The sequence below is a fragment of the Micromonospora sp. NPDC127501 genome, assembly GCF_040302185.1.
In the GTDB taxonomy this organism is placed as follows: domain Bacteria; phylum Actinomycetota; class Actinomycetes; order Mycobacteriales; family Micromonosporaceae; genus Micromonospora.
The window spans coordinates 83815-107927 of sequence record NZ_JBEORJ010000003.1 but is presented as its reverse complement, the minus strand read 5'-3'; the positions used below and the strand labels follow the sequence as shown (position 1 = coordinate 107927).

The 24113-nt window shown below is 72.2% G+C and carries 19 protein-coding genes; 17 read left to right on the top strand and 2 right to left on the bottom strand.

Annotated elements, in window-relative coordinates; genetic code table 11:
• Positions 1–135 precede the first annotated feature (135 nt).
• From aspS to ABTW72_RS07855, 4 genes are all read left to right on the top strand, one after another.
• A complete protein-coding gene (gene aspS, locus ABTW72_RS07870; RefSeq protein ID WP_091401845.1) occupies positions 136–1941 on the top strand; it encodes an aspartate--tRNA ligase in 1806 nt (601 codons plus the stop codon).
• 107 nt (positions 1942–2048) lie between these two features.
• Positions 2049–2861 (top strand): SDR family oxidoreductase, encoded by an 813-nt coding sequence (locus tag ABTW72_RS07865; RefSeq protein WP_350855680.1) that lies wholly within the window; start codon positions 2049–2051, stop codon positions 2859–2861.
• Positions 2862–2928: 67 nt separating this feature from the next.
• Positions 2929–3546 carry an ArsR/SmtB family transcription factor gene (locus tag ABTW72_RS07860; RefSeq protein WP_350855677.1) on the top strand — a complete coding sequence of 206 codons (618 nt, stop codon included), beginning with the start codon at positions 2929–2931 and terminating at the stop codon, positions 3544–3546.
• A complete protein-coding gene (locus ABTW72_RS07855) occupies positions 3543–4829 on the top strand; it encodes an MFS transporter (protein WP_350855674.1) in 1287 nt (428 codons plus the stop codon). Before ABTW72_RS07860 ends, ABTW72_RS07855 begins: the two co-directional genes overlap by 4 nt.
• 38 nt (positions 4830–4867) lie before the next feature.
• Here ABTW72_RS07855 and ABTW72_RS07850 read toward each other — a convergent pair whose 3' ends face one another.
• Entirely contained in the window at positions 4868–5608 is a 741-nt protein-coding gene (locus ABTW72_RS07850; protein ID WP_350855671.1) for a GNAT family N-acetyltransferase, read from the bottom strand.
• Between the two features lie 140 nt (positions 5609–5748).
• Between ABTW72_RS07850 and ABTW72_RS07845 the strand changes: the two genes are divergently transcribed.
• The 8 genes from ABTW72_RS07845 (at position 5749) to mltG (ending at position 16078) form a co-directional block, all read left to right on the top strand.
• Positions 5749–5970 carry a hypothetical protein gene (locus tag ABTW72_RS07845; RefSeq protein WP_091401854.1) on the top strand — a complete coding sequence of 74 codons (222 nt, stop codon included), beginning with the start codon at positions 5749–5751 and terminating at the stop codon, positions 5968–5970.
• A gap of 74 nt (positions 5971–6044) precedes the next feature.
• Complete coding sequence (locus ABTW72_RS07840; RefSeq protein WP_350855667.1) at positions 6045–7583, top strand: replication-associated recombination protein A; 1539 nt, start codon at positions 6045–6047, stop codon at positions 7581–7583.
• 2444 nt (positions 7584–10027) lie between these two features.
• Positions 10028–10723, top strand: coding sequence for a hypothetical protein (locus tag ABTW72_RS07835; RefSeq protein ID WP_350856702.1), 696 nt, complete (start codon positions 10028–10030; stop codon positions 10721–10723).
• A 149-nt stretch (positions 10724–10872) separates the two neighbouring features.
• Entirely contained in the window at positions 10873–11337 is a 465-nt protein-coding gene (locus ABTW72_RS07830) for a DUF948 domain-containing protein (protein WP_112677951.1), read from the top strand.
• A 30-nt stretch (positions 11338–11367) separates the two neighbouring features.
• Positions 11368–11673 carry a hypothetical protein gene (locus ABTW72_RS07825; RefSeq protein ID WP_091401860.1) on the top strand — a complete coding sequence of 102 codons (306 nt, stop codon included), beginning with the start codon at positions 11368–11370 and terminating at the stop codon, positions 11671–11673.
• Positions 11670–14348 carry an alanine--tRNA ligase gene (gene alaS / locus ABTW72_RS07820; RefSeq protein WP_350855663.1) on the top strand — a complete coding sequence of 893 codons (2679 nt, stop codon included), beginning with the start codon at positions 11670–11672 and terminating at the stop codon, positions 14346–14348. Before ABTW72_RS07825 ends, alaS begins: the two co-directional genes overlap by 4 nt.
• Before the next feature lie 72 nt (positions 14349–14420).
• The gene (gene ruvX / locus ABTW72_RS07815; RefSeq protein WP_112677948.1) at positions 14421–14879 is read left to right on the top strand and encodes a Holliday junction resolvase RuvX; all 459 of its coding nucleotides are present in this window, start codon (positions 14421–14423) and stop codon (positions 14877–14879) included.
• Complete coding sequence (gene mltG, locus ABTW72_RS07810) at positions 14879–16078, top strand: endolytic transglycosylase MltG (RefSeq protein WP_350855660.1); 1200 nt, start codon at positions 14879–14881, stop codon at positions 16076–16078. The genes ruvX and mltG overlap by 1 nt, the downstream gene beginning before the upstream one ends.
• A gap of 111 nt (positions 16079–16189) precedes the next feature.
• On the opposite strand, the gene ABTW72_RS07805 is transcribed toward mltG, so the two are convergent.
• Complete coding sequence (locus tag ABTW72_RS07805) at positions 16190–16621, bottom strand: peptidoglycan-binding domain-containing protein (RefSeq protein ID WP_350855658.1); 432 nt, start codon at positions 16619–16621, stop codon at positions 16190–16192.
• A gap of 267 nt (positions 16622–16888) precedes the next feature.
• On the opposite strand from ABTW72_RS07805, the gene ABTW72_RS07800 reads away from it, so the two are divergent.
• The 5 genes from ABTW72_RS07800 to ABTW72_RS07780 all read left to right on the top strand — a co-directional run bounded on the left by ABTW72_RS07800 (position 16889) and on the right by ABTW72_RS07780 (position 24093).
• Positions 16889–17719, top strand: coding sequence for a shikimate dehydrogenase (locus tag ABTW72_RS07800; protein WP_350855655.1), 831 nt, complete (start codon positions 16889–16891; stop codon positions 17717–17719).
• 269 nt (positions 17720–17988) lie between these two features.
• Positions 17989–19695 (top strand): glycoside hydrolase, encoded by a 1707-nt coding sequence (locus ABTW72_RS07795; RefSeq protein ID WP_350855653.1) that lies wholly within the window; start codon positions 17989–17991, stop codon positions 19693–19695.
• Positions 19696–19917: 222 nt separating this feature from the next.
• Positions 19918–21855 (top strand): hypothetical protein, encoded by a 1938-nt coding sequence (locus ABTW72_RS07790; protein WP_350855650.1) that lies wholly within the window; start codon positions 19918–19920, stop codon positions 21853–21855.
• 128 nt (positions 21856–21983) lie between these two features.
• The gene (locus ABTW72_RS07785; protein WP_181518689.1) at positions 21984–22502 is read left to right on the top strand and encodes an acyltransferase; all 519 of its coding nucleotides are present in this window, start codon (positions 21984–21986) and stop codon (positions 22500–22502) included.
• Entirely contained in the window at positions 22495–24093 is a 1599-nt protein-coding gene (locus tag ABTW72_RS07780; RefSeq protein ID WP_350855647.1) for a GumC domain-containing protein, read from the top strand. The genes ABTW72_RS07785 and ABTW72_RS07780 overlap by 8 nt, the downstream gene beginning before the upstream one ends.
• Positions 24094–24113 lie beyond the last annotated feature (20 nt).

Genomic DNA, 24113 nt, shown 5'->3' with positions numbered 1-24113 from the left:
CGGCTGCCGGGGGAGCCGGGTTCGCCGGTCCACCCCACCAGCGAATCGTGCCGGCCTGCCGGGTGCCCGGAGGCGGGGCTGTCACCCCTGACAGAATGCCTGTGAGGACTGTTCCACGATGAGGAGTTGCCAGCCGTGATCCGTACCCACAATGCCGGAAGCCTGCGCGCCGCGGACGCCGGCTCGACGGTGACGCTCGCCGGCTGGGTGGCCCGCCGCCGCGACCACGGCGGGGTCATCTTCGTCGACCTGCGCGACGGTTCCGGTGTTGTCCAGGTGGTGTTCCGCGAGGAAGATGCGCACGCGCTGCGCAACGAGTTCTGCGTGAAGGTCGTCGGCGAGGTGACCCGTCGCCCGGCCGGCAACGAGAACCCGGAGCTGCCCACCGGCGAGGTCGAGGTGACCGTCGTCGAGCTGGAGGTGCTCTCCGAGGCGGCGCCGCTGCCGCTGCCGGTGGACGACCAGATCGAGGCCGGCGACGACATCCGACTCCGGTACCGCTACCTGGACCTGCGCCGCAGCGGTCCGGCGAACGCGCTGCGGCTGCGCTCGCGCGCCAGCCAGCTCGCCCGGGGTGTGCTGCACGAGCGGGACTTCCTGGAGATCGAGACGCCGACGCTGACCCGCTCGACGCCGGAGGGCGCCCGCGACTTCCTGGTGCCGGTGCGGCTTCAGCCCGGCAGCTGGTACGCGCTGCCGCAGTCGCCGCAGCTGTTCAAGCAGCTGCTGATGGTCGGTGGCATGGAGCGGTACTACCAGATCGCCCGCTGCTACCGCGACGAGGACTTCCGCGCCGACCGGCAGCCGGAGTTCACCCAGCTCGACATCGAGATGTCGTTCGTCACCGAGGACGACGTGATCGACCTCGGCGAGGCGATCGTCTCGACGCTGTGGAAGGACCTGGCCGGGCACGAGATCACCCGACCGATCCCGCGGATCACCTGGCACGACGCGATGGCCCGGTACGGTTCGGACAAGCCGGACCTGCGCTACGGCGTCGAGCTGACCGAGCTGACCGAGTACCTGCGCGGCACCGAGTTCCGGGTCTTCGCCGGGGCGATCGACGCGGGCGGCTACGTCGGCGCGGTGGTGATGCCGGGCGGCGCGGCCCAGAGCCGCAAGGAGTTGGACGGCTGGCAGGACTGGGCGAAGGCGCGCGGCGCGCGCGGCCTGGCGTACGTGGTGCTGGACGCGGAGACCGGCGAGGCGCGCGGCCCGGTGGCGAAGAACCTCTCCGCCGAGCACCTGGGCGGACTCGCCGACGCGGTCGGCGCCAAGCCGGGTGACGCGGTCTTCTTCGCCGCGAGCGCCACCACCCGGGAGGCGCAGGAGCTGCTCGGGGCGGCCCGCGTCGAGATCGCCAAGCGGTCCGGCCTGATCGACGAGAGCGCCTGGGCGTTCTGCTGGGTGGTCGACGCGCCGATGTTCGAGCGCACGGACGAGGGCGGTTGGACGGCCGTGCACCACCCGTTCACCTCGCCGAACGCGGAGTGGGTCGACCGGTTCGAGGAGGCTCCGGACCGGGCCCTGGCGTACGCGTACGACATCGTCTGCAACGGCAACGAGATCGGCGGCGGGTCGATCCGTATCCACCGGGGTGACGTGCAGAAGCGGGTCTTCGACCTGCTCGGCATCACTCCCGAGGAGGCGCAGGACAAGTTCGGCTTCCTGCTGGAGGCGTTCAAGTACGGCGCCCCGCCGCACGGCGGTATCGCCTTCGGCTGGGACCGGGTCTGCATGCTGCTCGCGGGTGCCGACTCCATCCGTGAGGTCATCGCCTTCCCGAAGACCCGGGGTGGCTTCGACCCGCTGACCAGTGCACCCACCCCGATCACCGCCCAGCAGCGCACCGAGGCCGGCATCGACGCCAAGCCCAAGCCCGCCGCAACGGCCCACACCGGCACCGCCGGCCCCGCGGCCCCGGTAGCAGACCCGGTCTGACCCGCATCTCCTCCCTCCCGCCTCGTTGATCATGGGGTTGGCGGGCCCACGCATCGGCGTGTCGCTCGTTAACCTCATGATCAACCTAGGTGGGGGAGTGGGCTGGGATGCGGGTGCTTGTTGTCGGGGGTAGTGGGTTACTCGGGCGGTCGATTTGTCGGCGGGGCCTCGGGGCCGGGTGGTCGGTTGTCGGGACGTTCCACTCCGGTTTGATCGACGTGCCGGGAGTCGCGGCACGACGACTGGACGTGACCGACCGGTCCGCCGTGCGCGCGCTGGTCGCCGAGGTGCGGCCGGACGCCGTGGTCGGAACCCCCTATCGGTACGGCGACTGGGCGGTCACCGCCGACGGGGCAGCGCACGTGGCGCTCGCCGCCGCCGAGGTGGGTGCCCGGCTGGTGCACGTGTCCAGCGACGCGCTGCACGCCGGACGACCCGTGCCGTACGCCGACGACGAACCACCCACGCCGGTGCACGCGTACGGTGCCGCGAAGGCGGCGGCCGAGACCGCCGTACGGGCGATCGACCCGGACGCGGCGCTGGTGCGGACCTCCCTGATCGTGGGGGAGGGCAGCAAGCAGATCCAGCTCTGCCGGGACGCGCTCGCCGGCCGGGCCACCCTGTTCACCGACGAGCTGCGCTGCCCGATCGACGTCACCGACCTGGCCGACGCCGTGCTGGAGCTGGTCGCCTCGACGTACGCCGGTGTGCTCAACGTGGCCGGCCCGGACGCGGTCAGCCGGGCCGAGCTGGGCCTGTTGGTCGCCGGGCGGTACGGCCTGGACGCGGCCGGTTTGAGGACCACCACCAGCGCGGCCACCGGTCTGGTGCGCCCTCTGGACGTACGCCTCGACTCCGCCCGTGCCGCAGGCCTGCTGCGCACCCGGCTGCGCGGCGTACGCGAACTCCTCGCCCACTGAGCGGAACATGCACACTTCCTGTGCATAACTCTTGTGCACAGGAAGTGTGCAGAGATAGTGTGTAGTCATGGGGAATGACGAAGGCGTCTCGCGGCCTGCGCTGCGTGAAGTGCGGATCGACAAACGGCAGGTCCGGGTGCTGGCGCACCCGCTGCGAATGAGGCTGGTCGGAGCGCTACGCGTGAAGGGGCCCGCTACCGCGACCACCCTCGCCGAGCTGCTCGGCACCAACACCGGTGCGACCAGCTACCACCTGCGACAGCTCGCCGAGGTCGGGCTGGTCATCGAGGATCCCGACCGGGGCAGCGGGCGGCAGCGCTGGTGGCAGGCCGCCCACGACGTCACCAACTGGGAGCCGTCCGACTTCGACGACGACCCTGACGCCCGGGCCGCGATCGAGTGGATCCAGGGTGACCAGGTGCGTCTCCTCGCCGAGACCGCCGACCGCTGGTTCGCCACCCAGCACGAGTGGTCGGCCGCCTGGCGGGACGGGTTCGGCATGGGCGACATCTTCATGACCATCCCGCCGGCTCGGCTCGAGGAGCTCAAGGCGGAGGTGTGGCAGGTGCTGGAGCGTTACCACCGCGAGGCCGAAACCGCAGGCGCCGCTGGCCCGGCCGACCCGGAGGCCCGCCCCGTGCAGGTCTTCCTGGCGGCATACCCGTTGCTGGAGGGCCTCCGGTGAGCGCGCTGACCGTACGCCAGGTTCGGCGTCGTTACCTCACGCTCTACGGTCTGCGCTGGCTGCCCACGGGTCTGATGATCCCGGTGATGATCCTGCTGATGCAGGAGCGCGGCCTGTCGCTGCCGCAGATCGGCCTGGTCTCCACGGCGCAGGGGCTGCTGGTGCTGGCGCTGGAGTTGCCCACCGGCGGGCTCGCCGACGCCCTCGGCCGTCGACCGGTGCTGCTCGCCGCGGGGGTGCTGAACCTCGCCTCGCTGGCGCTGTTCGCGGTGGCCGACTCGTTCGTGCTGTTCTTCGTGGTCTGGGCTCTGCAGGGCATCTACCGGGCGTTGGACAGCGGCCCGTTGGAGTCCTGGTACGTCGACGCCACCCTGGCGGCCGACCCGGAGGCCGAGTACGAGCGCGGTCTCGGCTACGCCGGCACCGTCATCGGTGGGGCCATCGCCGGTGGCGCGCTGCTCAGCGGTGGTCTCATCGCGCTCGGCCCGATCGGGCCGGTCAGCGCGCTGACGGTGCCCGTGTTGGCCGCCATCGTCGCGCAGGTGGCGGCGCTCGTCGCGCTGGTCGTGCTGCTGGTCGAAGAGCGTCCGGCCACGGGGTTCGCGGCGCTGCGGGCCTCGGTGGTCCAGGCGCCCCGGATGATCGGCCAGGCCGTCGGCCTGCTGCGTCGTTCCCGGGTGCTGCTGGCGTTGGTGGCCGTCGAGCTGTTCTGGGGCTTCGGCATGGTCACCTTCGAGTCACTGCTGCCGGTCCGGCTCGCCGAGGTGATCGGCGACCCGGAACGCGCCGCGGCGCTGCTCGGGCCGGCGAACTCGGCCGCCTGGCTCGCCTCGGCCGCCGGTGCGGCACTGACTCCACTGCTGCTGCGCTGGTTCGGCGCCGCGCCGGGTGCGGCCCTGCTGCGCATCCTCCAGGGCGTGACGGTGGTCGGGATGGGGTTGTTCGCCGGACCGGTCGGCGTGCTGGTGGCCTACCTGGCCTGCTACGCCGTGCACGGCGCGTCCAACCCGTTGCACAGTGGGCTGCTGCACCGGCAGGTCGACGGCCCGTACCGGACCAGCGTGCTCTCGCTGAACTCGATGATGGCGCAGCCGGCCGCCGCCCTCGGCGGGGTGGTCCTGACCGCTATCGCCGCCGCCGCCAGCGTCAGCACCGCGATGGTCGTCGGTGCTGTGGTGCTGGCCGTCGCCGCACCGCTCTACCTGCCCGCCTGGCTGGCCGGGCGTCGGGCCGCCCCGGCCGTGGAGCCGACCGCGGTTCCGGTTCCCGCCGCGGACCGTTGAGGAGGGGGCCCCTTGTCCGCAAGGGGCCCCCTCTGCGGTCAGGCGAGGCGGATCGAGCTGAGCGGGAGGGTGTTGGTGTAGCCGAGCCGGCGGTAGAGCCGCCCCGCGGCGACATTGTGCGTGTAGACGCCGAGCCCAACCATGTCGTGGCGCGCCAGCAGCGCCCGGGTCATCCCCGCGGTCAGGGACGCGCCCAGCCCTCGACCTCGTTGGTCGGGGGCGACGGTCAGGCCGGCGAGGAAACCGATGTCACCCTGGCTGCGGTCCGCGCCGCACGCCACCAACCGGTCGCCGGCCCGGATGCCGTACCAGTCGACCACCCGTGGGTCGCCCGGTCGGGAGGTGCTGGTGGGGAACGACTCCTCCACCAGAGCCGCCAGCGCCGGCTGGTCGGCGTCGGTGAGGCGTGCCACCGGCTGCTCGTCCGGCTGCGCCGGCGGCATCGTGTCGGTCCAGTGGAAGTCCCAGTCGCTGTGCTCGGCCACCGCCAGCCGGTCGACCAGCCGACCGCGATCGTGTCGAGGCAGGTGCAGCCGCTGTCCTGGCTGGAGCATTCCGTCGGCGGCGAGCGCGACACAGATCTCCAGCGCCGGTTCGGCCGGGCCGATCGCGCAGCCAGCCGGTCCGTACTCCGACGGCACCAACCACAGCACGGCGCCACCACGCTGGTACGCGCGGGCCGGCACGGCCCGCCCGAGCGCGTGCCGGGCGAACGGGTGATGGCCGACGGCGGCCAGGACGGCGCTCCGGTCCTGGAGCACCCGGTCGTCGATGATCATGCGGTCCAGCCTAGGAGCCGGGGATCGATTGCCGCCGCCGGGCCCTCGTGGCGTGGCCGTCTCCACCGTGGAGATTGGCGAGTCGACCGATTGGGTACATCACGCGCCGACCTACTGGGAACCCCCACCGGAGGACTGACATGCTCGCCATCCTGGCCGCGATTGTCTTCGGCTTCGCCCTGCTCATCGATCTGCTCAACACCAACTTCGGCGCACCCGACCTGTTCAACTGGAACACCCTCGTGCTCATCGGACTTCTCCTGCTCTCGCTCTACCTGGCCGGCGTGGGCAGCGGCCCGCGTGGCGGCGGCGGCGGTGGCGGTGGCCGTTGGTACCGGGGCCGTCGCCCCGGGCGTGGCTGACCGGAACCGATCACCGGTGACGGGCCTGCGGCGCGATTCCGGCGTCGTGGGCCCGGCCCGGTACTGTCTTCGTGATGGAGTCCGACGCCCTCTTCTCCCTCGGTGAACCCGCCGGGTCGCGCAGCGCGCCCGACGGTCCCGCCGGTGTCGACGGCTTCACCGCGGTGGCCGACGATTCGCCCCTGCCCGTCCGGATGCGCCCGGTGACCCTCGACGAGTTGGTCGGGCAGGAGCACCTGCTCGCTCCCGGCGCGCCCCTGCGGCAACTGGTCTCCGGCGGGGCGCCGATGTCGGTGATCCTCTGGGGCCCGCCGGGCAGCGGCAAGACCACCATCGCGCACCTGGTGGCCGGGGCCACCGATCGCCGCTTCGTGGCCATGTCGGCGCTCTCCGCCGGCGTGAAGGACGTCCGGGCGGTGATCGAGGCGGCGCGCCGCCAGCGCCGTTCCGGCGGCCCGCAGACCGTGCTCTTCATCGACGAGGTGCACCGGTTCAGCAAGACCCAACAGGATTCGCTGCTCGCCGCCGTCGAGGACCGCACTGTCACCCTGCTGGCGGCCACCACCGAGAACCCGTACTTCTCGGTCATCTCGCCGCTGTTGTCGCGGTGCGTGCTGCTCACCCTGCAACCGTTGGACGACGAGGCGGTGCGGGGCCTGCTGCGCCGCGCGGTCGTCGACAAGCGTGGCCTGGACGGCGCACTGACCCTGACCACCGAGGCCGAGGACCACCTGGTCCGGCTGGCTGCCGGTGACGTCCGCAAGGCACTCACCGCGCTGGAGGCGGCGGCGGCCTCCGCCACGGCCCTCGGCGGCGGGCGGATCGACCTCGCCACCGCCGAGCAGGCGGTCGACGTGGCGGCGGTGCGCTACGACCGCGACGGCGACGCCCACTACGACGTGGTCAGCGCCTTCATCAAGAGCATGCGCGGCTCGGACGTGGACGCGGCGGTGCACTGGCTGGCCCGCATGCTTGTCGCCGGTGAGGACGCCCGGTTCATCGCCCGTCGTCTGGTCATCTTCGCCAGCGAGGACGTCGGCATGGCCGATCCCAGTGCGCTGAGCGTGGCAACCGCCGCCGCGCACGCGGTCGAGTACGTCGGGTTGCCCGAAGCGCAGCTCAACCTCGCCCAGGCCGTGATCCACCTGGCCACCGCGCCCAAGTCGAACTCGGCCACCACCGCCATCGGCGCCGCCGTCGCCGACGTCCGGGCCGGTCGCGGTGGCCCGGTGCCGCGAGGGCTGCGCGACGCGCACTACGCCGGCGCCCGAGGGTTGGGCCACGGGACCGGCTACCGCTACCCGCACGACGACCAGCGCGGCGTGGTCACCCAGCAGTACGTCCCGGACGACCTCGTGGGCACCGACTACTACCAGCCCAGCCCGCACGGCGCGGAGCGGTCGGTGGCCAGCCGGTTGCCGCTGCTGCGCCGGATCGTGCGTGGCCTGCCGGCTCCGGCCGCGCGCCCGCAGACGCCGACAGCCGAGCCGTCCGTAACGGCGCAGACCGCGCCAGCGCTATCCCCGGGGACTGCCCGTCCGACGACGGGCACGGGTGCCCCCGGCACGATGCAGGACAGCGGCACCGACGCCGCAGGAGAGGGTCAACAGTGAGATCGCGTGGTGGGGACCGCCCGGACGAGGGCCCGGACGAGCGGCGCGATCCCCGCGCCAAGACCCGCCGTTGGGGTCGCGGCCGGCCGGCTGAGCCCGAGCCGGAGGAGCCGGTAGCCGGTGAGGAGTTCGGCTGGATCGACGACCTGCGCTCGGCCAAGCAGCAACGCACCGAGCTGGGTCCGGACGGCGCACCGGCGGAGCCGAACCGGCCCCGTGGTGGCATGCCGCCGGCAGACCCGGCCGGACCGCCGGCACAACCCACCCCGCGTACGCCGGGAGAGCCGGCCGGTGCGCGCGGCAGTGCGCCGGAGTCCTCGGCGCCGCCGGCCCCGCGCCAGAGCGAACCGGGCGGTGCCGCCGCCCGCCGACCGGTCGACGGCCCCTGGCCCGGGGAGACGCCGCCAGCGGGTCGTCGCCCGGACAACCGGCCACCCGCCGCCGGCCCCGCACCGGGCCAGCCGCCGCGCCGCGGCGTGCAGCCGGTACCCGGCGCCCGCGCTGCCGTACCACCGCCGCCACCCGCCGCTCGCCCCGCCGGGAGTGACCCGGCCGGCCCGCAGGGGCCTCGTCCGGCACCCGACGCGCCCGGCGGCCCGACCCGTTCGCGCGGTGCGGCAGCCCCTCCCGGCCCACCCGTGGGCCCACCGACCTCAGGCTCCCCGGCCGGTCGTCGCCCGGACGCCCCCGCCTCGCCGGCCCGTCGTCCGGACGCCGCTGTTCCGCCGGGCCGTCATCAGGACCCCGCCGCACCCGGCGGTCATCCCGACGCCATGCCGCCGCTGCGCCGTCCGGATGCCGGTCCGCCCGTCCGCCGACCCGGCCCGGAGCAACCGGCCGAACCCGGCCGTGCCCGTCCGCCCGCCGACGGCACGACTGCCGGCCGCCGCGCCGCCGGCTCGGCACCCGACCCGGCGCGGGCCGCCGGAGCACCCGCCGCCCCCGGGCCGGCGCGCTTCGACCGCGCGCCGGCCGGCGTCGTGCCGCCGAGCGCGGAGGGCCTGCGGCCCGACCCCGCCATCGACCGTGACCCGCGTACCGCCCGGCGTCGTCCGGGCCCGGCCGACCCCGGTGCGCCCGAGCCCGCCGGGCGCGCTTCCGAAGGTCCCCGTCCGACAGCCGGCGGGCGTCGCCGCGCCGCGGAACCCGACGAGCCGGTGGTGCCCCGCTCGGGCAACGCGCCACCCGTGCCCCGCTCGGGGAACGCGTCGTCGGTGCCCGAGGCGACCGGCGCGCACAGCGGCGCGATGCCCACCACCGGCCCCGCCGACGGCACCGGTCGCCGCCGGGTCGTCTCCGGTGAACCGGAACGCCGAACGCCGCCCGGCGGCGAACCCCGCCTGGACCGGCCGGACCGCCCGGAACGGCCCGCGGACTGGCTCCGCCAGGCCGGCCGCCTGCCACACACCGACCCCGGCCTGCCGGTGGTCAACCGCCGAGACGGCAGTCCACCGGCCGGGGGTCGCCGTCCGGCGTCGCCCACCGGGACGGGAGACCTCACCGACCAGGCGTCCGGTCGGCTCGCCGTGCCCGACCCGGCCGCGGAACGCACCGCCGCCCGTCGGCCCGCCGGCCCGCCGGTCGACCCGGGCGCGGACGCACCGACCGGTCGTCGCGCCGTCCGGCCCGACGCGCCGGGATCCACCGGCGAGCACGCCCTGACCTACCCACCGCCGCCCGGCGACCGGCCCGCCCGGGGGCGGGGCGCCGCGACGGTGCCCACTCCGGACCCCGCCGGTCAGCGTGGCCGTGCCGTGGCGGGACCCGGCCCGGACGCACCGCCCGCCCCGGATCCGACCGGCCGGCGACGTCGTCCACCGGCCGAGCCCGGCCCCGACGGTACGACTGTCCCCGGTCGACCGGGGCCCGCGAGCGACCAGGGCGCCGACCCGTACCCCGGTGGTCGACCCGGCACCGGTTCCGCTGCTCGGGGCGCTGCCCGCTCCGTCCAACCCGGCCGGGCCCGTCCCGTCCCGGGCGACGCGCCGGCACCCGGCACCGGACGCCGTGGCGCTGACGGCCCACTGCGTCCCGGCCCGGGTGGCGAGGCGGCACCCCGGGACGCGACCCGCCCGGACGGACCGGCTCGCGCGGCGGTGCCGCCGGGTGTGGATGGTCCGCCGCGGTCGCGTCCGGACGGTCCGGCTCGTGCCGCCGTCCGCCCACCCGGCGGGCAGCCGCCCACCGACGACCGGACGACCGGTGAGCCCGGGCCGGCCCGTGGTGCTGCGCCGGCCGGGCGACCCGCGTCGGCCGACCGTGCCGCCGGACGCGCCCTGCCTCCGAATCGGGAGCCCGGCCGTGCCGAGCCGAGCGGTGTCGCGCCCGTGCCACCGCCCGGGCGCGCCGGCGAGCCCGTCGGCGTGGCCCGTGCCGCCGCCGTGGTGCCCGCCGTGTCCGGCCCGGTGGACCGGCCGGCACCGGAGCCCTCCGACAAGCCGGCGCTGCGCTCGGCCGGTCAGGATGCGCCGGACGAGGACGCCGCACCGGGTGCCCGTTCCGAGGAACGCCGGCAGACCCGCGAACGACGTCGCCTGCGCGCGGCGGTGTTGGTGCTGGTCAGCGTCGTGCTGCTCGGCGCGGTGCCGCTCTTCTTCGGCATCCGGACGCTGAGCCGTGACCCGGTCTTCGACAACCTGGACCAGTTGGGCGTGCCCGCCTGGGCGGCCGCGAAGACGGTCGACGACGTCAGCGGCAGCCGCTGGTGCCTGCTCGACTGCCGGCTGCGTGAGCGCACCGTGACCTCGGAGAAGTCGCCCAAGGAGACGGCGCAGGTCTACGAGGACGCGCTGCGCCGCGACGGGTGGCAGCCGTGGAAGGTGAGCCGCTGCCCGGAGCAGCAGACGAAGGGCAGCTACACCTGCTGGCGGCGCGACGAGTTGACCCTCGACCTGTGGGTACGCGAGCCGACGTGTGTGCCGCCGCCGGTGGACGGCGAGCCGGCGGTGGTGCCGTCCGGCGACCCGTCGGCCGCTGCGACCGAGTGCACCGGCTCGTTGGTGTCGGTGAAGGTGCGCAATGCGATCGACGACGAGCGGACCAGGCCGCAGCCGACCACCGACCCGTCACTGACCGGTGAGGATCCGTTCCCGACGGTCAGTGCGGATCCGCTGGGCGAGCTGACACCCTCACCGTCCTGAGCCGGTCTCCATCACGGACGGTAGGGTCTGGGGCTGGCGGGCACGCCCGCTACCGGTGACCGCCGACGGCTCGGCGGCCGGTACGGGTGGCATGGTTGTGCGTTCCGGGGACGTCGGGTCCTGCGGAACTCTGCTTGAGGAGGACAGGCGTGGGCGACATTGGAGCGATCGCGGCGCTGATCGCGGCATCCGCGTTCGCGGTGCTGGTGCTCATCCTGACGCTGCCCATCCTGCGGCTGCGGCACACGGTTGACGCCACCACCCGCATGATCAACGACCTGAACGATCGGACCGCGCCGCTGCTCGGTGACGTGAACACCACTGTGAAGAACGTCAACACCGCGCTGGAGCAGGTGCAGACCTCGCTCGACGGTGTGAACCTCCAGCTGGCGAAGGTCGACACCATGACCAGCCACGCGCAGAACGTCACCGCCAACGTCGCCAACCTGGCCACCGTCGTCTCCGCCGCGGCCGCCAACCCGCTGGTCAAGGTGGCCGCGTTCGGCTACGGCGTGCGTAAGGCCGCCGCCGGCCGCCGGCACGCCGAGACCGAGCGCGAGGTACGCGACACCATCAAGCAGCAGCGACGGGCCGCGCGACGCGGCAACAGCTGACCGGCCCGGCGCACCAGGAGGTAGCGGGACATGAGGCGCTTGTTCTGGCTCGGCATCGGGGTGGCGGTCGGTGTGATCGTGGTCCGCAAGGCGACCCGGACCGCCCAGGCGTACACGCCGGCGGGCATCGCCAGCTCGCTGACGGAATCCGCTGGCGGGCTCGTCGAGTCGCTGCGTAGTTTCGTGGAGGACGTCCGGGTCGGGATGGCCGAACGCGAGCAGGAGATCCACCACGCGTTCGCCCAGGGCGAGGCGTTCGACGACAAGTTCGCCGACCTGCGGGAAGACCCGCGAATCGGCGATCGAGAGATCTTTCCGGAGGAACACCAGCGATGAAGACGGCGGAGATCAAGCGGCGGTACCTCGCGCACTTCGAGGCGAATGGCCACGCCGTGGTGCCGTCCGCTCCGCTGCCCGCCATCAGCGACCCGAACCTGCTGTTCGTCAACGCCGGCATGGTGCAGTTCGTCCCGTACTTCCTGGGTCAGCAGACGCCCGCTTACCAGCGGGCGGTCAGCGTGCAGAAGTGCATCCGCACCCCGGACATCGACGAGGTCGGCAAGACCAGCCGGCACGGCACGTTCTTCCAGATGAACGGCAACTTCTCCTTCGGTGACTACTTCAAGGCCGGCGCGATTCCGCTGGCCTGGGAGTTGTCCACGAAGCCGATCGCCGAGGGTGGTTACGGGCTGGATCCGGAGCGGATCTGGCCGACGATCTACCTCGACGACGACGAGGCGTACGAGATCTGGCGGTCGGTTGGCGTGCCGGCCGAGCGGATCGTCCGCCGAGGCAAGGCGGACAACTTCTGGTCGATGGGCATTCCCGGGCCGTGCGGTCCGTCGTCGGAGCTGTTCTACGACCGAGGCCCGGAGTACGGCCGGGAGGGCGGCCCGGCGGTCGACGAGGACCGGTACATGGAGTACTGGAACCTCGTCTTCATGCAGTTCGAGCGGGGTCCGGGCACCACCAAGGAGGACTACCCGATCCTGGGTGACCTGCCGGCGAAGAACATCGACACCGGCATGGGCCTGGAGCGGATGGCCTCGATCCTGCAGGGTGTCGACAACCTGTACGAGATCGACGAGGTCCGGCCGATCCTGGCCCGGGCGGCCGAGCTGACCGGTAAGCGGTACGGCGCGCACTCCGGGCATGTGGCCAGCGAGTCGCACCCGGACGACGTCCGGCTGCGGGTGATCGCGGATCACGTGCGTACCGCGCTGATGCTGATCGGCGACGGCGTGACGCCGTCCAACGAGGGTCGCGGGTACGTGCTGCGCCGGATCATGCGCCGGGCGATCCGGTCGATCCGGCTGCTGGGCTGGCAGGACCGGGCGCTGCCCGAGCTGCTGCCGGTGGCCCGGGACTGCATGGCGCCGTCGTACCCGGAGCTGGCGACCGACTTCGACCGGATCGCGGATTACGCGTACGCGGAGGAGGAGGCGTTCCTGTCCACCCTGCGGGCGGGCACCACGATCCTCGACACCGCGATCGCGGAGACCCGTACGGCGGGCGGCTCGTCGCTGTCCGGGGCGAAGGCGTTCCAGCTGCACGACACCTACGGCTTCCCGATCGATCTGACCCTGGAGATCGCCGCGGAGCAGGGCCTCACCGTCGACGACGAGGGGTTCCGGCGGCTGATGGCCGACCAGCGGACCCGGGCGAAGGCGGACGCGCAGGCCCGCAAGACGGGGCACGTCGACCTGTCGGCGTACCGGTCGGTGCTCGACGCGGGTGGTCCGGTGACGTTCACCGGGTACAGCGAGGTGTCCCGCGAGTCGACGGTGCGGGCGTTGCTCGGCGCCGACGGCCCGCGTCAGGCGGCGACCGAGGGTGACACCATCGAGCTGGTGCTGGACACCACCCCGTTCTACGCCGAGGGCGGTGGTCAGCAACCCGACCAGGGCATGATCACGGTTGGTGGCGGGCAGGTCGAGGTGCTCGACGTGCAGCAGCCGGTGCCCGGTCTGATCGTGCACCGCGCCCGGGTGATCCGGGGCGAGGTACGCGCCGGTGAGGCCGGCTTCGCCGAGATCGACACGACGCGGCGTCGGGCGATCTCCCGGTCGCACACCGCCACGCACCTGGTGCACCAGACCATGCGCAACTTCCTCGGAGAGTCGGCCACGCAGGCCGGGTCGCTGAACGCGCCCGGTCGGCTCCGGTTCGACTTCAACACCCCGACCGGGGTGTCGCCGAGTGTCCTGCGCGACGTGGAGCAGCAGGTCAACGAGGTGCTCCTGGCCGACCTCGAGGTGCACGCCTTCATCACCTCGTTGGAGGAGGCGCGGCGCATCGGCGCGATGGCTCTCTTCGGCGAGAAGTACGGCGAGGAGGTGCGGGTCGTCGAGGTGGGTGACTACGCCCGCGAGCTGTGCGGCGGCACGCACGTGGCCCGTTCGGCCCAGCTCGGCCTCGTGAAGATCCTCTCCGAGTCGTCGATCGGCTCCGGTGTCCGCCGGGTCGAGGCGCTGGTCGGCATGGACGCCTTCGGCTTCCTGGCCAAGGAACACCTGCTGGTCTCCCGGCTGGCCGAGCTGTACCGGGTGCCCAACGACCAGGTCGCCGACCGGGTGGAGCAGACCGTCACCCAGCTTCGGGACGCCGAGAAGGAGCTGGAGAAGCTGCGCGCCCAGCTGGTGCTGGGTGGCGCGGCGGCGCTCGCGGCGCAGGCCAAGGACGTGCGCGGGGTCGCGTACGTGGGCACCGAGGCGCCGGAGGGCGCGGCCGGCAACGACGTGCGCACCCTGGCCCAGGAGATCCGCGGCAAGATCGACCCGGCGCGGCCGGCGGTCGTTGCGGTGGCGGCGCGGTCGAACGGCAAGGCGTCCCTGGTGGTCGCGGTCAACGCGGCGGCGCGCAGCCGTGGTCTGGCCGCGTCGGATCTGGTGAAGGCGGCGTTCTCCGGGCGCGGAGGAGGCAGCCCCGACCTGGCCCAGGGCGGCGGTCTGCCGGCGGCCGAGGCGCCGAACCTGCTGCTCACCGTCGAGAAGGCGATCACTGAGGCGTGATAGGTCATCACTGTGGGTCAGGGCGGGCCGATTGGTCCGCCCTGGTTCGTTCCCGGTCGGTGGTGACAGTCGGTGGCTGAGCTGACGCGCGGTGTGCGGATCGGCGTGGATGTCGGTCAGGTGCGGGTGGGCGTCTCCCGCTCGGATCCGGACGGGATCCTGGCAACACCGCTGGTCACCCTGGCCCGCGATCTCACGGCGGCGCCGGACGCGGTGCCGAGCGACCTCGCCGAGCTGGCCGCGTTGGTGGCCGAGCACGAGGCCGTCGGGGTCGTCGTCGGTCTTCCGGTCAACCTCGCCGGCAAGCATGGCCCTGCGGCCGTCCATGTGAAGGCGTACGCTGACCGACTGGTCGATGTGATAGCGCCTGTCCCGGTAACGCTCACTGACGAGAGGATGTCGACCGTGGTCGCTTCTCGTAGGCTTGCCGAACGTGGCGTCCGAGGTAAACGTCAACGTGCGGTTGTCGATCAGGCGGCCGCGGTGGAGATCCTGCAGAGCTGGCTGGACGCGCAGCGGAGGCGGACGTAATGATCGACGATCTGGATCTTGGGTTTGACGAGCCGGAGCGGGGGGAGAAGGGTCGGCACCGGCGCAGCTTCCGCAAGCGCAAGGGCGGGTCCGGCGGTGGCGGCGGCCGGGGCAAGACATTCCTGGCCCTGCTGATGGCCCTGCTCCTGTTGGGCGGCATCGGCGGCGGTGCGTTCTACGGCTTCGACCGCATCCAGAACTACTTCGTCACCCCCGACTACGACGGCAGCGGGACCGGTGAGATCACCGTCGAGATCAAGAACGGCGCGTTGCTCGCCGACATGGCCGACGCCCTCGTCGCGGCCGACGTGGTGAAGAGCCAGAAGGCTTTCATCGAGGCGGCCGAGGCCAACTCGCGCAGCAAGAACATTCAGCCGGGCACGTACAAGCTGCGCAAGCAGATGAGCGGCGCGAGCGCCGTGACCGCGATGCTCGACCTGAAGAACAAGATCGTCAACGGGTTGACCATCCCCGAGGGCCGCACGAGCTTCAACATCTACAAGCTGCTCTCGGAGAAGACCAAGATCCCGGTCAAGGACTTCCAGGCCGCCGCGAAGGACCCGGAGGCGCTCGGTGTCCCGGACTGGTGGTTCACGCGCGGCGACGGCAAGAAGAGCGTCAAGTCCATTGAGGGTTTCCTCTTCCCGGACACGTACGAGATCCCGCCGAAGTCCACGGCCCAGAGCATCCTCAAGCTGATGGTGAACCGCTTCCTCTCGGTGACAGTGGAGATGAAGTTCGCCGACCGGGTGCAGGAGGAACGCAAGGTCAGCCCGTACGAGGCGCTGATCGTGGCGTCGCTGGCCCAGGCCGAGGCGGGCAACAAGGACGACCTGGGCAAGGTCGCCCGGGTGGCCTACAACCGCGCGTACGGCGAGTTCCCGTGCAACTGCCTGGAGATGGACGTCACTGTCAACTACTACCTGGAGTCGATCGGCAAGCCGACCAAGTCGTCCAAGCAGATGACGGCGGCCGAGCTGGATGACCCGAAGAACCCGTACAACCGCAAGCTGCCGGGAATGATCCCCACCCCGATCAACAACCCCGGCAAGCAGGCCCTGGAAGGGGCGATGGACACGCCGACCGGCAAGTGGCTCTACTTCGTGGCCATCGACAAGGAGGGCCACTCGGAGTTCGCCGAGACGTACGAGCAGCACAAGCGCAACGAGAACAAGGCTCGAGAGGCCGGCATCATCTGACCGGCCGGGTCACGCCGTAAAGGCTCCCTTCCCATTGCGACCGCAATTATGGTCGCTGTCGGGAAGGGAGCCTTTACGGTTCAGCCCTGACGCGCAATTACTGCGTCATTGTCAGTGGCTCGTGCCGGTCCACGTGCCGGTGCGCGGGTTGAGGAACGTCCACACGCCGTTGCTGTTCTGCTTGCGCAGACCGAACGTGCGGTTGTAGCCGTAGTAGAAGTACCCGGTCTGGGTGCTCGTGTCGAACCCGGTGTTGCGGTTGACCGCGCCGTACGCCTTACCCCAGGTCTGCGGCCCGACCGATCCGTCGATGCCGACGTTCATCACGTCCTGCCAGGTCCTGGTCTTGGCGGCGGTGTTGGAGCCGAACTCCCCGTCGATGAAGCTGGTGCCGACGGTGCCGCTCAGGTCGTCGGCCCAGACGATGGCCTGCCAGAGCCGCACGATGTTGCCGCTACGGACGCAGGAGCTGGACTGGCACAGCTGGTGGTTGTCGGACCAGCTGCCCGCAGCGGCGTCCGCCCGCGCGGGAGCGGCGGTCATCAGCGAAAGGCTGAAAACCGCAGCAATCGCGATAAGGGCACGGAGAATGCTTTTGTTCAAGGTTTCCCCTTTTTCGATCGGCGCTTCCGTCCCTGGAATGCTTTCACCAACGTCGATGTCGGTCAAGCGATGACGCGGTCGCCCAGGGTGGCGGCAGAGCCGTTCCCTGGTGCCCCGGCCGGGGTGCTGGGTAGGGTCGACCCCGACGTGCGCGGGAGAGCGGGGAATTGATGTCGACAGTGATCGGGCCACCGGCCGCGACCGGCGGTGACCGTGTCCACCCGTAGGGCAGCGGTGCTGGGCAAGCCGATCGCGCACTCCCTCTCCCCGGTGATCCACACCGCGGGTTACGTCGCCGCCGGGCTGACCGGGTGGTCGTACACCCGGATCGAGTGCGCGGCGGCGGAGCTGCCGGATCTGGTCGCCGGTCTGGGCCCGGAGTGGGCCGGGTTGTCGGTGACCATGCCGGGCAAGGAGGCGGCGCTCGCCGTGGCCGACGCCGCGTCGCCGGTCGCCGCCGCCGTCGGCGCGGCCAACACGTTGGTACGCCGTCCGGACGGCTCCTGGTACGCGGACAACACCGACGTCGCCGGCATGGTGCGGGTGCTCACCGACGCCGGCGTGACAGCCGGTGCGACCGTGACGGTGCTCGGCGCCGGGGGGACGGCCCGCGCCGCGCTCGCCGCCGCCGCCCAGCTCGCGTGCTCGTCGGTGACGGTGGTGGCCCGCCGACCCGAGGCGGTCGACGAGCTGCGCCCGGTGGCCGGCGCGGTGGGCGTCGCGCTGACGCCCGCCCCATGGGCCGATGCGACCCGGCAACTCTCCACCGCGGACGTGGTCGTCTCCACGGTGCCGAAGGGGGTCGCCGATCCGCTGGCCGGCGCGGTGGCCTGGCGGCCGGACGCGGTGTTCTTCGACGCGCTCTACGACCCGTGGCCGACACCGCTGGCGACGGCCGCCGACGCGGCCGGCTGCCGGATCGTCTCCGGCCTGGACCTGCTGCTGGCCCAGGCCGTCGGGCAGTTCGAGCAGTTCACCGGCGTCACCGCACCGAGGGCGGCGATGGCCGCCGCACTGACTGCCGCCCGCGCCGGCTGACGGACCGAACAGACGGTCCGGGCGCGGTCGCCGACGGTCGCGACGCCTTGCGGAAGCGCTTGCAACGCGTCCCGTTGACTCCGCGCGTGCTCCCCGGGCAAGGTGTGTGGCGGGGCTTCGGTCGCGTCCGCGGCCAGGGGCCCTGATTTCCCTGAGGCGGTTTCTTAGCTGACGGTTAAGACGCGCTTACGGAAAACTGTCCTACCTGCCACATGTCCTGGTCATCGATACGCTGCTCACCGTTACGGACGCAGACACAGGGAGTTTCCTTGACCAGGCACGGACTGCACCGCATCACCCGGTTCCGCTCCGGACCCCGGCGTAAGGCGATTGCCATCGGCGTGGTCGGCGGCTCGGTGGTGGCCGGCATCGTGGCGACCATGATGCCGCTGCTGGCCAGCGACGACCTGTCGATCCGGGCGGCGGCCGACACCACTGCCACCGCGGTGTCGCAGGACGGTGACAACGCGGCCAAGTCGACGCTGGCCACCTGCGCGACGCGCTGCGACGGCAACCCGCGCGGTGGCCGTGAGGCGGTCATCGAGTTCGCGGTGACCACGGTGCCGGCTAACGCGGTCAACATCCGGGCGACGCTGCGGGTGCACGCCTGGCAGCAGTTCGCCGCAACGGTGACGGCGCACGCCTCACCGCTGAGCGCCCGCGAGTCGCGGCCGCCGCTGACGCCGGCCGGTGCCGCGCTGGACAGCGTGACCAGCGTGTCCAAGGGCTTCAACGAGTGGGACGTCTCCAAACTGGTCACCGGCAACGGCACCTGGACGATCTCGTTGGCGCAGAGCGGCCTGGAGAGCCGGATCTACTGGGCGTCGGTCGAGAACCGCAACACGGACCTGCGACCCGGCCTGCTGATCAGCTACGACCTCGGGGCCCGGCCGTCGCCGGTGACGACCACCCGACCGGCACCGCCGCCGTCGCCGAGCGCGTCGCCGACCACCGCCGCGCCGAAGCCGTCGCCGACCATCGCCCCGAGCCGGACGGCGACCCCGAGCGCCAGCGGCACCCTCCCGTCCGGCAAGTGTGGTTCCGTCTCGGACAAGCTCGTCCCGTCCTGTGGCGCCTGGTGGGGCATGTACTCGCCCGCCGGGGCGGCCGGCGGCTGGGACCACGGCAAGGCCGTCACCGACGTGGAGACGCAGGTCGGGCGCAAGTTCGACATCGTGCACCGCTACCACGACTTCTCCAACGCCGGCAGCAACGGTGCCTTCCCGGACGTGTACGAGTCGCAGCAGATGCGCGAAGGCCGGTTGATGTTCTTCGCCTGGGAGTCCCGTGACTTCTCCGCCGGCACCACCCTCAAGTGGTCGGACGTCTACGGCGGCAAGCAGGACGACACCATCGACGCGGTCGCGGGCCGGATCCGCGCTGCCGGCGTCCCGGTCTTCATCGGCTTCGACCACGAGCCGGAGGACGAGCCGGCCAAGGGCAGCGACGCCGACTTCGTCCGGGCCTGGCGCTACGTCCACGAGCGGTTCGCCAACGCCGGCGCGACCAACGCGGTCTGGGTCTGGACGATGATGGGTTGGTCCGGGCACTACTCCCGGTACGCCGGCCTGTACCCCGGTGACCGGTACGTCGACTGGGTGGCCTACGACCCGTACAACTTCCACGTCTGCAACGGCAGCACGGTGTGGAAGAGCCCGAGCACGACGGTCGGTGGCTTCTACCGGTGGCTGGACGACAACGGCATCGGCGCGGGCAAGCCCCGGATGCTCGCCGAGTTCGGCACCAACTTCAACTCCGCCGACAGGGGCGCCAAGCAGCGCTGGTTCGAGGAGTTCCCGGCGGCGCTGAAGGCGCACCCGAAGATCAAGGCGGCGATCTACTTCAACTCGGCCGGCATGACCAGCCGCACGTCGACCTGCGACATGACGATGAATCACGACGCCTCCGCGGTGGCCGGCTTCGCGCGGGCCGGACAGGACCCCTACCTGCGGCAACCCACCGGAGGTAACCGCTGACGTTCGAAACGGGCTGACCGGACGGCGTTCGCCGGGGGGTCGGACATCCGATCCTCCGGCGTTCTGTCGGCTTGCGGATTCATGCACCGCCCAATCGGCGGATTTTGTTAACCAGGCTGGACGAGGCACGCTACCTCGGGTTCTCATCCAATCTGGAGGCGCAGCGTGCCCAAACTCTCGCACTTGTGGCGTTTTGCAGGACGACGTCGTACTCGGGCGGGGATGGTCGCGTTGGCGATCATCGCCGCAGCTCTGGGCGTGCCCACGACCGCGTCGGCCGCGGTGGTACCGGTCCCGACCACGGCGACCCTGGTGTCGGCGAACCCCGCCGACGCGACCCCGCACGCCCGAGACGGTGAGACCCGTGCCTTCGCGCAGGTGGGCAACACGGTCTTCGTCGGCGGCAGCTTCACCCAGCTCCGGCAGACCGCCAGTTCCGCGTGGGTCACGCAGCGCTACCTCTTCGCGTACGACCGGACCACCGGCACCATGTCGACCACCTTCCTGCCGGTGCTCGACGGCGCGGTCAACACGCTCCTCGCCGGCCCCGGCGGCACGCTGATCGTCGGCGGCGCCTTCAAGACCGTCAACGGCGTCTCCCGGAAGAACCTGGTGGCGCTCAACCCGTCGACCGGCGCGATCATCGACAGCTGGGTCGGGCGCTCCGACGGCGGCACGGTCCGTGACCTGGCGCTGCACGGCAACTGGCTGTACGTGGCCGGTGCGTTCAACTGGCTCAACGGCACCGCGCACGCCGGTCTGGGCCGGCTCAACGCGACCACCGGCGCGATCGACCCGAGCTTCAGCATCGACGCCACCGTGGGACGGCACGGCACCACGTCGTACGTCTGGACCATCGACGTCGCGCCGGACGGCGACACCCTGGTCGTCGGCGGCAACTTCACGCTCGTCAACGACCTGCCGCGCAACCAGATGGCGTTGGTGGACGTCTCCGGGACTCCCACGTTGCTCGACTGGAGCACCGACAAGTTCGTTCCGCCGTGCGCGGCGCCGGCGACGTTCGTGCACTACGTGCAGGACGTGAAGTTCGGTGGTGACGGCAGCTGGTTCGTGGTCGGCACCAACGGCGGCGCCGGCTGGCCGGCCGCGTACTGCGACGCCCTGGTCCGCTTCGAGACCGCCGCGCGGGGCTCTGGCCTGCTCGCCACCTGGGCCGACTACACCGGTAACGACACCATCACCTCGGTCGAGGTGGCCGACAACGTCATCTACCTGGGCGGGCACTTCCGCTGGGTCAACAACCCGAACGCCATCGACGCCGCCGGCCCGGGCGCGGTCGACCGGCTCGGCATCGCCGCCGTCACTCCGGCGACCGGCATGCCGGTGAACTGGAACCCGCGCCGTAGCGGCAGTGCCTCGATGCCGTCGGGCACCAGCAACTGGGGTTCGTCGGTGCCGGTGCTCTGGCGCGGCTCGGACGGCCTCTACTTCGGGCACAACTCCGATGGCATGGGCGAGGAGTACCACGGCCGGCTCGGCATGTTCCCGCTCGCTGGCGGGCGTACCTTCACCCCGAAGAACCCGCCGTCGGCCACCACCGGCAACCTCTACCTCGGCACCGCCTCGGGCACCGTGGCGAAGGTGCCGTTCAACGGCACCGCGCTGGGCACCGCGACCAGCGTCAGCCAGCCCGCGTACACGGGAGCCGGCGCGACCTGGCGGGTGGACGACCGGATCTACTGGTCGCACACGGTGGCCGGCACGCCCACCGGCAGTCGGATCGACATCTCGCTCTTCAACGGAGGCGCGATCGGCTCGCCGTGGGAGGCGTCCGGCTACAACGACTGGTTCAACCCGGCGTCGTTGACCGGCGCGTTCTTCCTCGACGGCCGGCTCTACTACACCCGTACCGGGGCGAACGGCCTCTACTACCGCTACTTCGAGATCGACGGCAACTACCTGGGCGCCACCGAGTTCGCGCTGCCGAGCACGGGCGTGACCTGGTCCGCGGTGCGAGGCATGGCCTGGGTGGGCGGCCGGATCGTCTACGGCTCCACCGACGGCGCGCTGCGGAGCGTGCCGTTCGACCCGACGGCGGCGCCGAGCGCGGTGGTCGACGGCACCACGGCGACCGTCATCAGCAGCGCGACGCCCGAGTTGTCCTGGTCTACCCCATCGACGTTCTTCTCCGTACAGTAAGGGTCAACCGTTCGTAACGGAGCATCGGTAGATTGTTCACGTTGGGCCGGTGGCGGTACCCACCGCCGCCGGCCCGCGACGGTGGGGGAGGGTCGTTGCTCGGCGCCGCTGGCATCCGAACGAGACGTGTGGTGCGTCTGGTCTTCGCGGTCAAACGCGGCTGGTATCAGCTCCGTTACCGACGGTTGACGCTCGGTCGGGACGTGGAGATCCGTGGCCGGATCCGGTTGCGGCGCGGTGTGCGGGTGACCATTGGTGACCGCACCCGGTTGAACAAACTCGTCCGCTTCGCCGGCCCCGGCGAGGTACGCGTCGGCGCGGACTGTCTGCTCAACGCCACCTGGATCGGCACCTGGACGTCGGTCACCGTGGGGGACCGGTGCCTCCTGTCGGACTGCGAGCTGCTCGACAACGACTTCCACAACCTGCCCCCCGAGCAGCGGCACGCACCGCCCGGCCCGCTCACCCGTGCCCCGATCGTTCTCGAGGACAACGTCTGGGTCGGTGCGCACGCCCTGGTCCTGAAGGGCGTGCGGGTCGGTCGGGACAGCGTCGTCGGCGCGGCGACGGTGGTCCGCACCGACGTACCACCCGGCGTCGTGGTCGTCGGTAATCCTCAACAGACGGTGAAGAAGTTCCATGACTGATGCAGCACCCGCCCCCTGGCCCACGGACGGCCCGTCCTCCGGCACCTCCCGTGCCGTGACACTGACCGACCTGCTGCGGGTGCCGATGCACCGGTTGCGGTTGGTGGCGGCGGTCGCCATGGTCGGTCTGCTCGCCGCCCTCGGCTACGTGCTGCTGGTGCCGGCAGCGCTCTCGGCGAGCGCCGTGGTCGCGGTCCGGCCGGTGGTGACCGACGCCTTCACCCCCAGCGGCGCGGGCGCCGACCGCGCGGTCAACATGAACGTGGAGAGCGGCATCGCCACCGGCACCGAGGTGGTGCAGCGGCTCGCCGACTCGGCCGGCGGCGACCCGCGGGACATCCGCGACGCGCTCGAGGTCGAGGTGCCCACCGGTGGGCAGATCCTGCGCTTCACCTACCAGGCGCGCGAGGCGCACCAGGCCGTGCAGAACGCCAACATGGCCGCCGAGGCCTACCTGAGCGTGCGCCGGACCATGTACGAGCAGCAGCGCGCCGAGATGCTGCGCTCCTACGACGCCAGCATCACCAAGGTCGCCGCCCAGCAGACCGCGTTGCAGAAGCGGGCGAACACCGCCAAGGACACCGCAGCCGGTGACGCGCTGGTGGCCGAGCTGGCCGGGATCAACAACCAGCTCACCCAGCTCAACGCCGCCCGTACCGAGATCGCGGCGGTCGACGTCAACCCCGGCTGGGTCACCCAGACCGCCGAGAAGGCGCTGGTCACCTCCGCCGGGCACCGGCCGCTCTACCTGGTCGCCGGCCTGCTCGGTGGCGCGCTGATCGGCATCGTGCTGGCGTACCTGTGGGAGTCGACCGACCGGCGGGTCCGCTCGGTCGCCGACGGCCGGGAGGCCTCCGGCCTTCCCCTGCTCGGCACCGTACGCCGGCCGGCGTTCCGGGGCAGCCCCCGGGCGGTCGACGCCGACGTCCGGTACGTGGCGATGGCGGTCGCCGAGCGGGTCCGGCAGCCGGCCCGGGTGGCGCTGGTAACCGCCCGGGAGGACGCCACAGTGCTCACCGCCGGGCTCGCCGTGGCGCTCGCCGTGGACGGCCGGGAGGTCTTCGTCGCCGACGACAGCGGGCGGATCGAGCGGCTACGGGCCACCGTTCTCGCCGACCGGGGGCGGCTGCCCATCGACCCGTCCCGGCCGCTGGTGCCCAAGCCCCGGCCGGCCGGCAGCACACCGGCCGCCGGTGCCGCCACGGAGAGCACGCCCGCCCGTCGGCCCTCCCCGCACCCGCCCGGTGCCCGCCCGTCCACCGACCCCGATGCCACCCTGACGCTGCCGAGGGTGTCGTCCGCCCGCCCGGAGAACAGTCGCGTCGTCACCCCCGACGAGGTTGTCGTGGGTGTGGGCAGCGTCCGGTTCGGCACCTGGCGGCAGGGCGCGGACCACGGCCTTGTCCTGTTCAACGCCCCGCCGGCCGAGTCCGACGAGCGTGGCGTGGCCGTGGCCCGGCAGGGCAGCGCGGTGGTGGTCGTGGAGCGCGACCGCACCCGGCAGAGTGACCTGCGACGCCTGGTGGAGCGGCTGCGCGCCGCCGGGGTCACCCCGCTGGGCTTCGTGCTCACCCGAAACGGCCGGGCCTGAGCGTGTCGGTGACCCGCGCC

Coding starts and splice junctions, on each gene's coding strand:
- ABTW72_RS07865 (WP_350855680.1), top strand. CDS start 2,049: ATGCGGGTGCTTGTTGTCGGGGGTAGTGGGTTACTCGGGCGGTCGATT.
- ABTW72_RS07860 (WP_350855677.1), top strand. CDS start 2,929: ATGGGGAATGACGAAGGCGTCTCGCGGCCTGCGCTGCGTGAAGTGCGG.
- ABTW72_RS07850 (WP_350855671.1), bottom strand. CDS start 5,608: ATGATCATCGACGACCGGGTGCTCCAGGACCGGAGCGCCGTCCTGGCC.
- ABTW72_RS07845 (WP_091401854.1), top strand. CDS start 5,749: ATGCTCGCCATCCTGGCCGCGATTGTCTTCGGCTTCGCCCTGCTCATC.
- ABTW72_RS07840 (WP_350855667.1), top strand. CDS start 6,045: ATGGAGTCCGACGCCCTCTTCTCCCTCGGTGAACCCGCCGGGTCGCGC.
- ABTW72_RS07825 (WP_091401860.1), top strand. CDS start 11,368: ATGAGGCGCTTGTTCTGGCTCGGCATCGGGGTGGCGGTCGGTGTGATC.
- alaS (WP_350855663.1), top strand. CDS start 11,670: ATGAAGACGGCGGAGATCAAGCGGCGGTACCTCGCGCACTTCGAGGCG.
- mltG (WP_350855660.1), top strand. CDS start 14,879: ATGATCGACGATCTGGATCTTGGGTTTGACGAGCCGGAGCGGGGGGAG.
- ABTW72_RS07805 (WP_350855658.1), bottom strand. CDS start 16,621: ATGACCGCCGCTCCCGCGCGGGCGGACGCCGCTGCGGGCAGCTGGTCC.
- ABTW72_RS07790 (WP_350855650.1), top strand. CDS start 19,918: ATGGTCGCGTTGGCGATCATCGCCGCAGCTCTGGGCGTGCCCACGACC.
- ABTW72_RS07780 (WP_350855647.1), top strand. CDS start 22,495: ATGACTGATGCAGCACCCGCCCCCTGGCCCACGGACGGCCCGTCCTCC.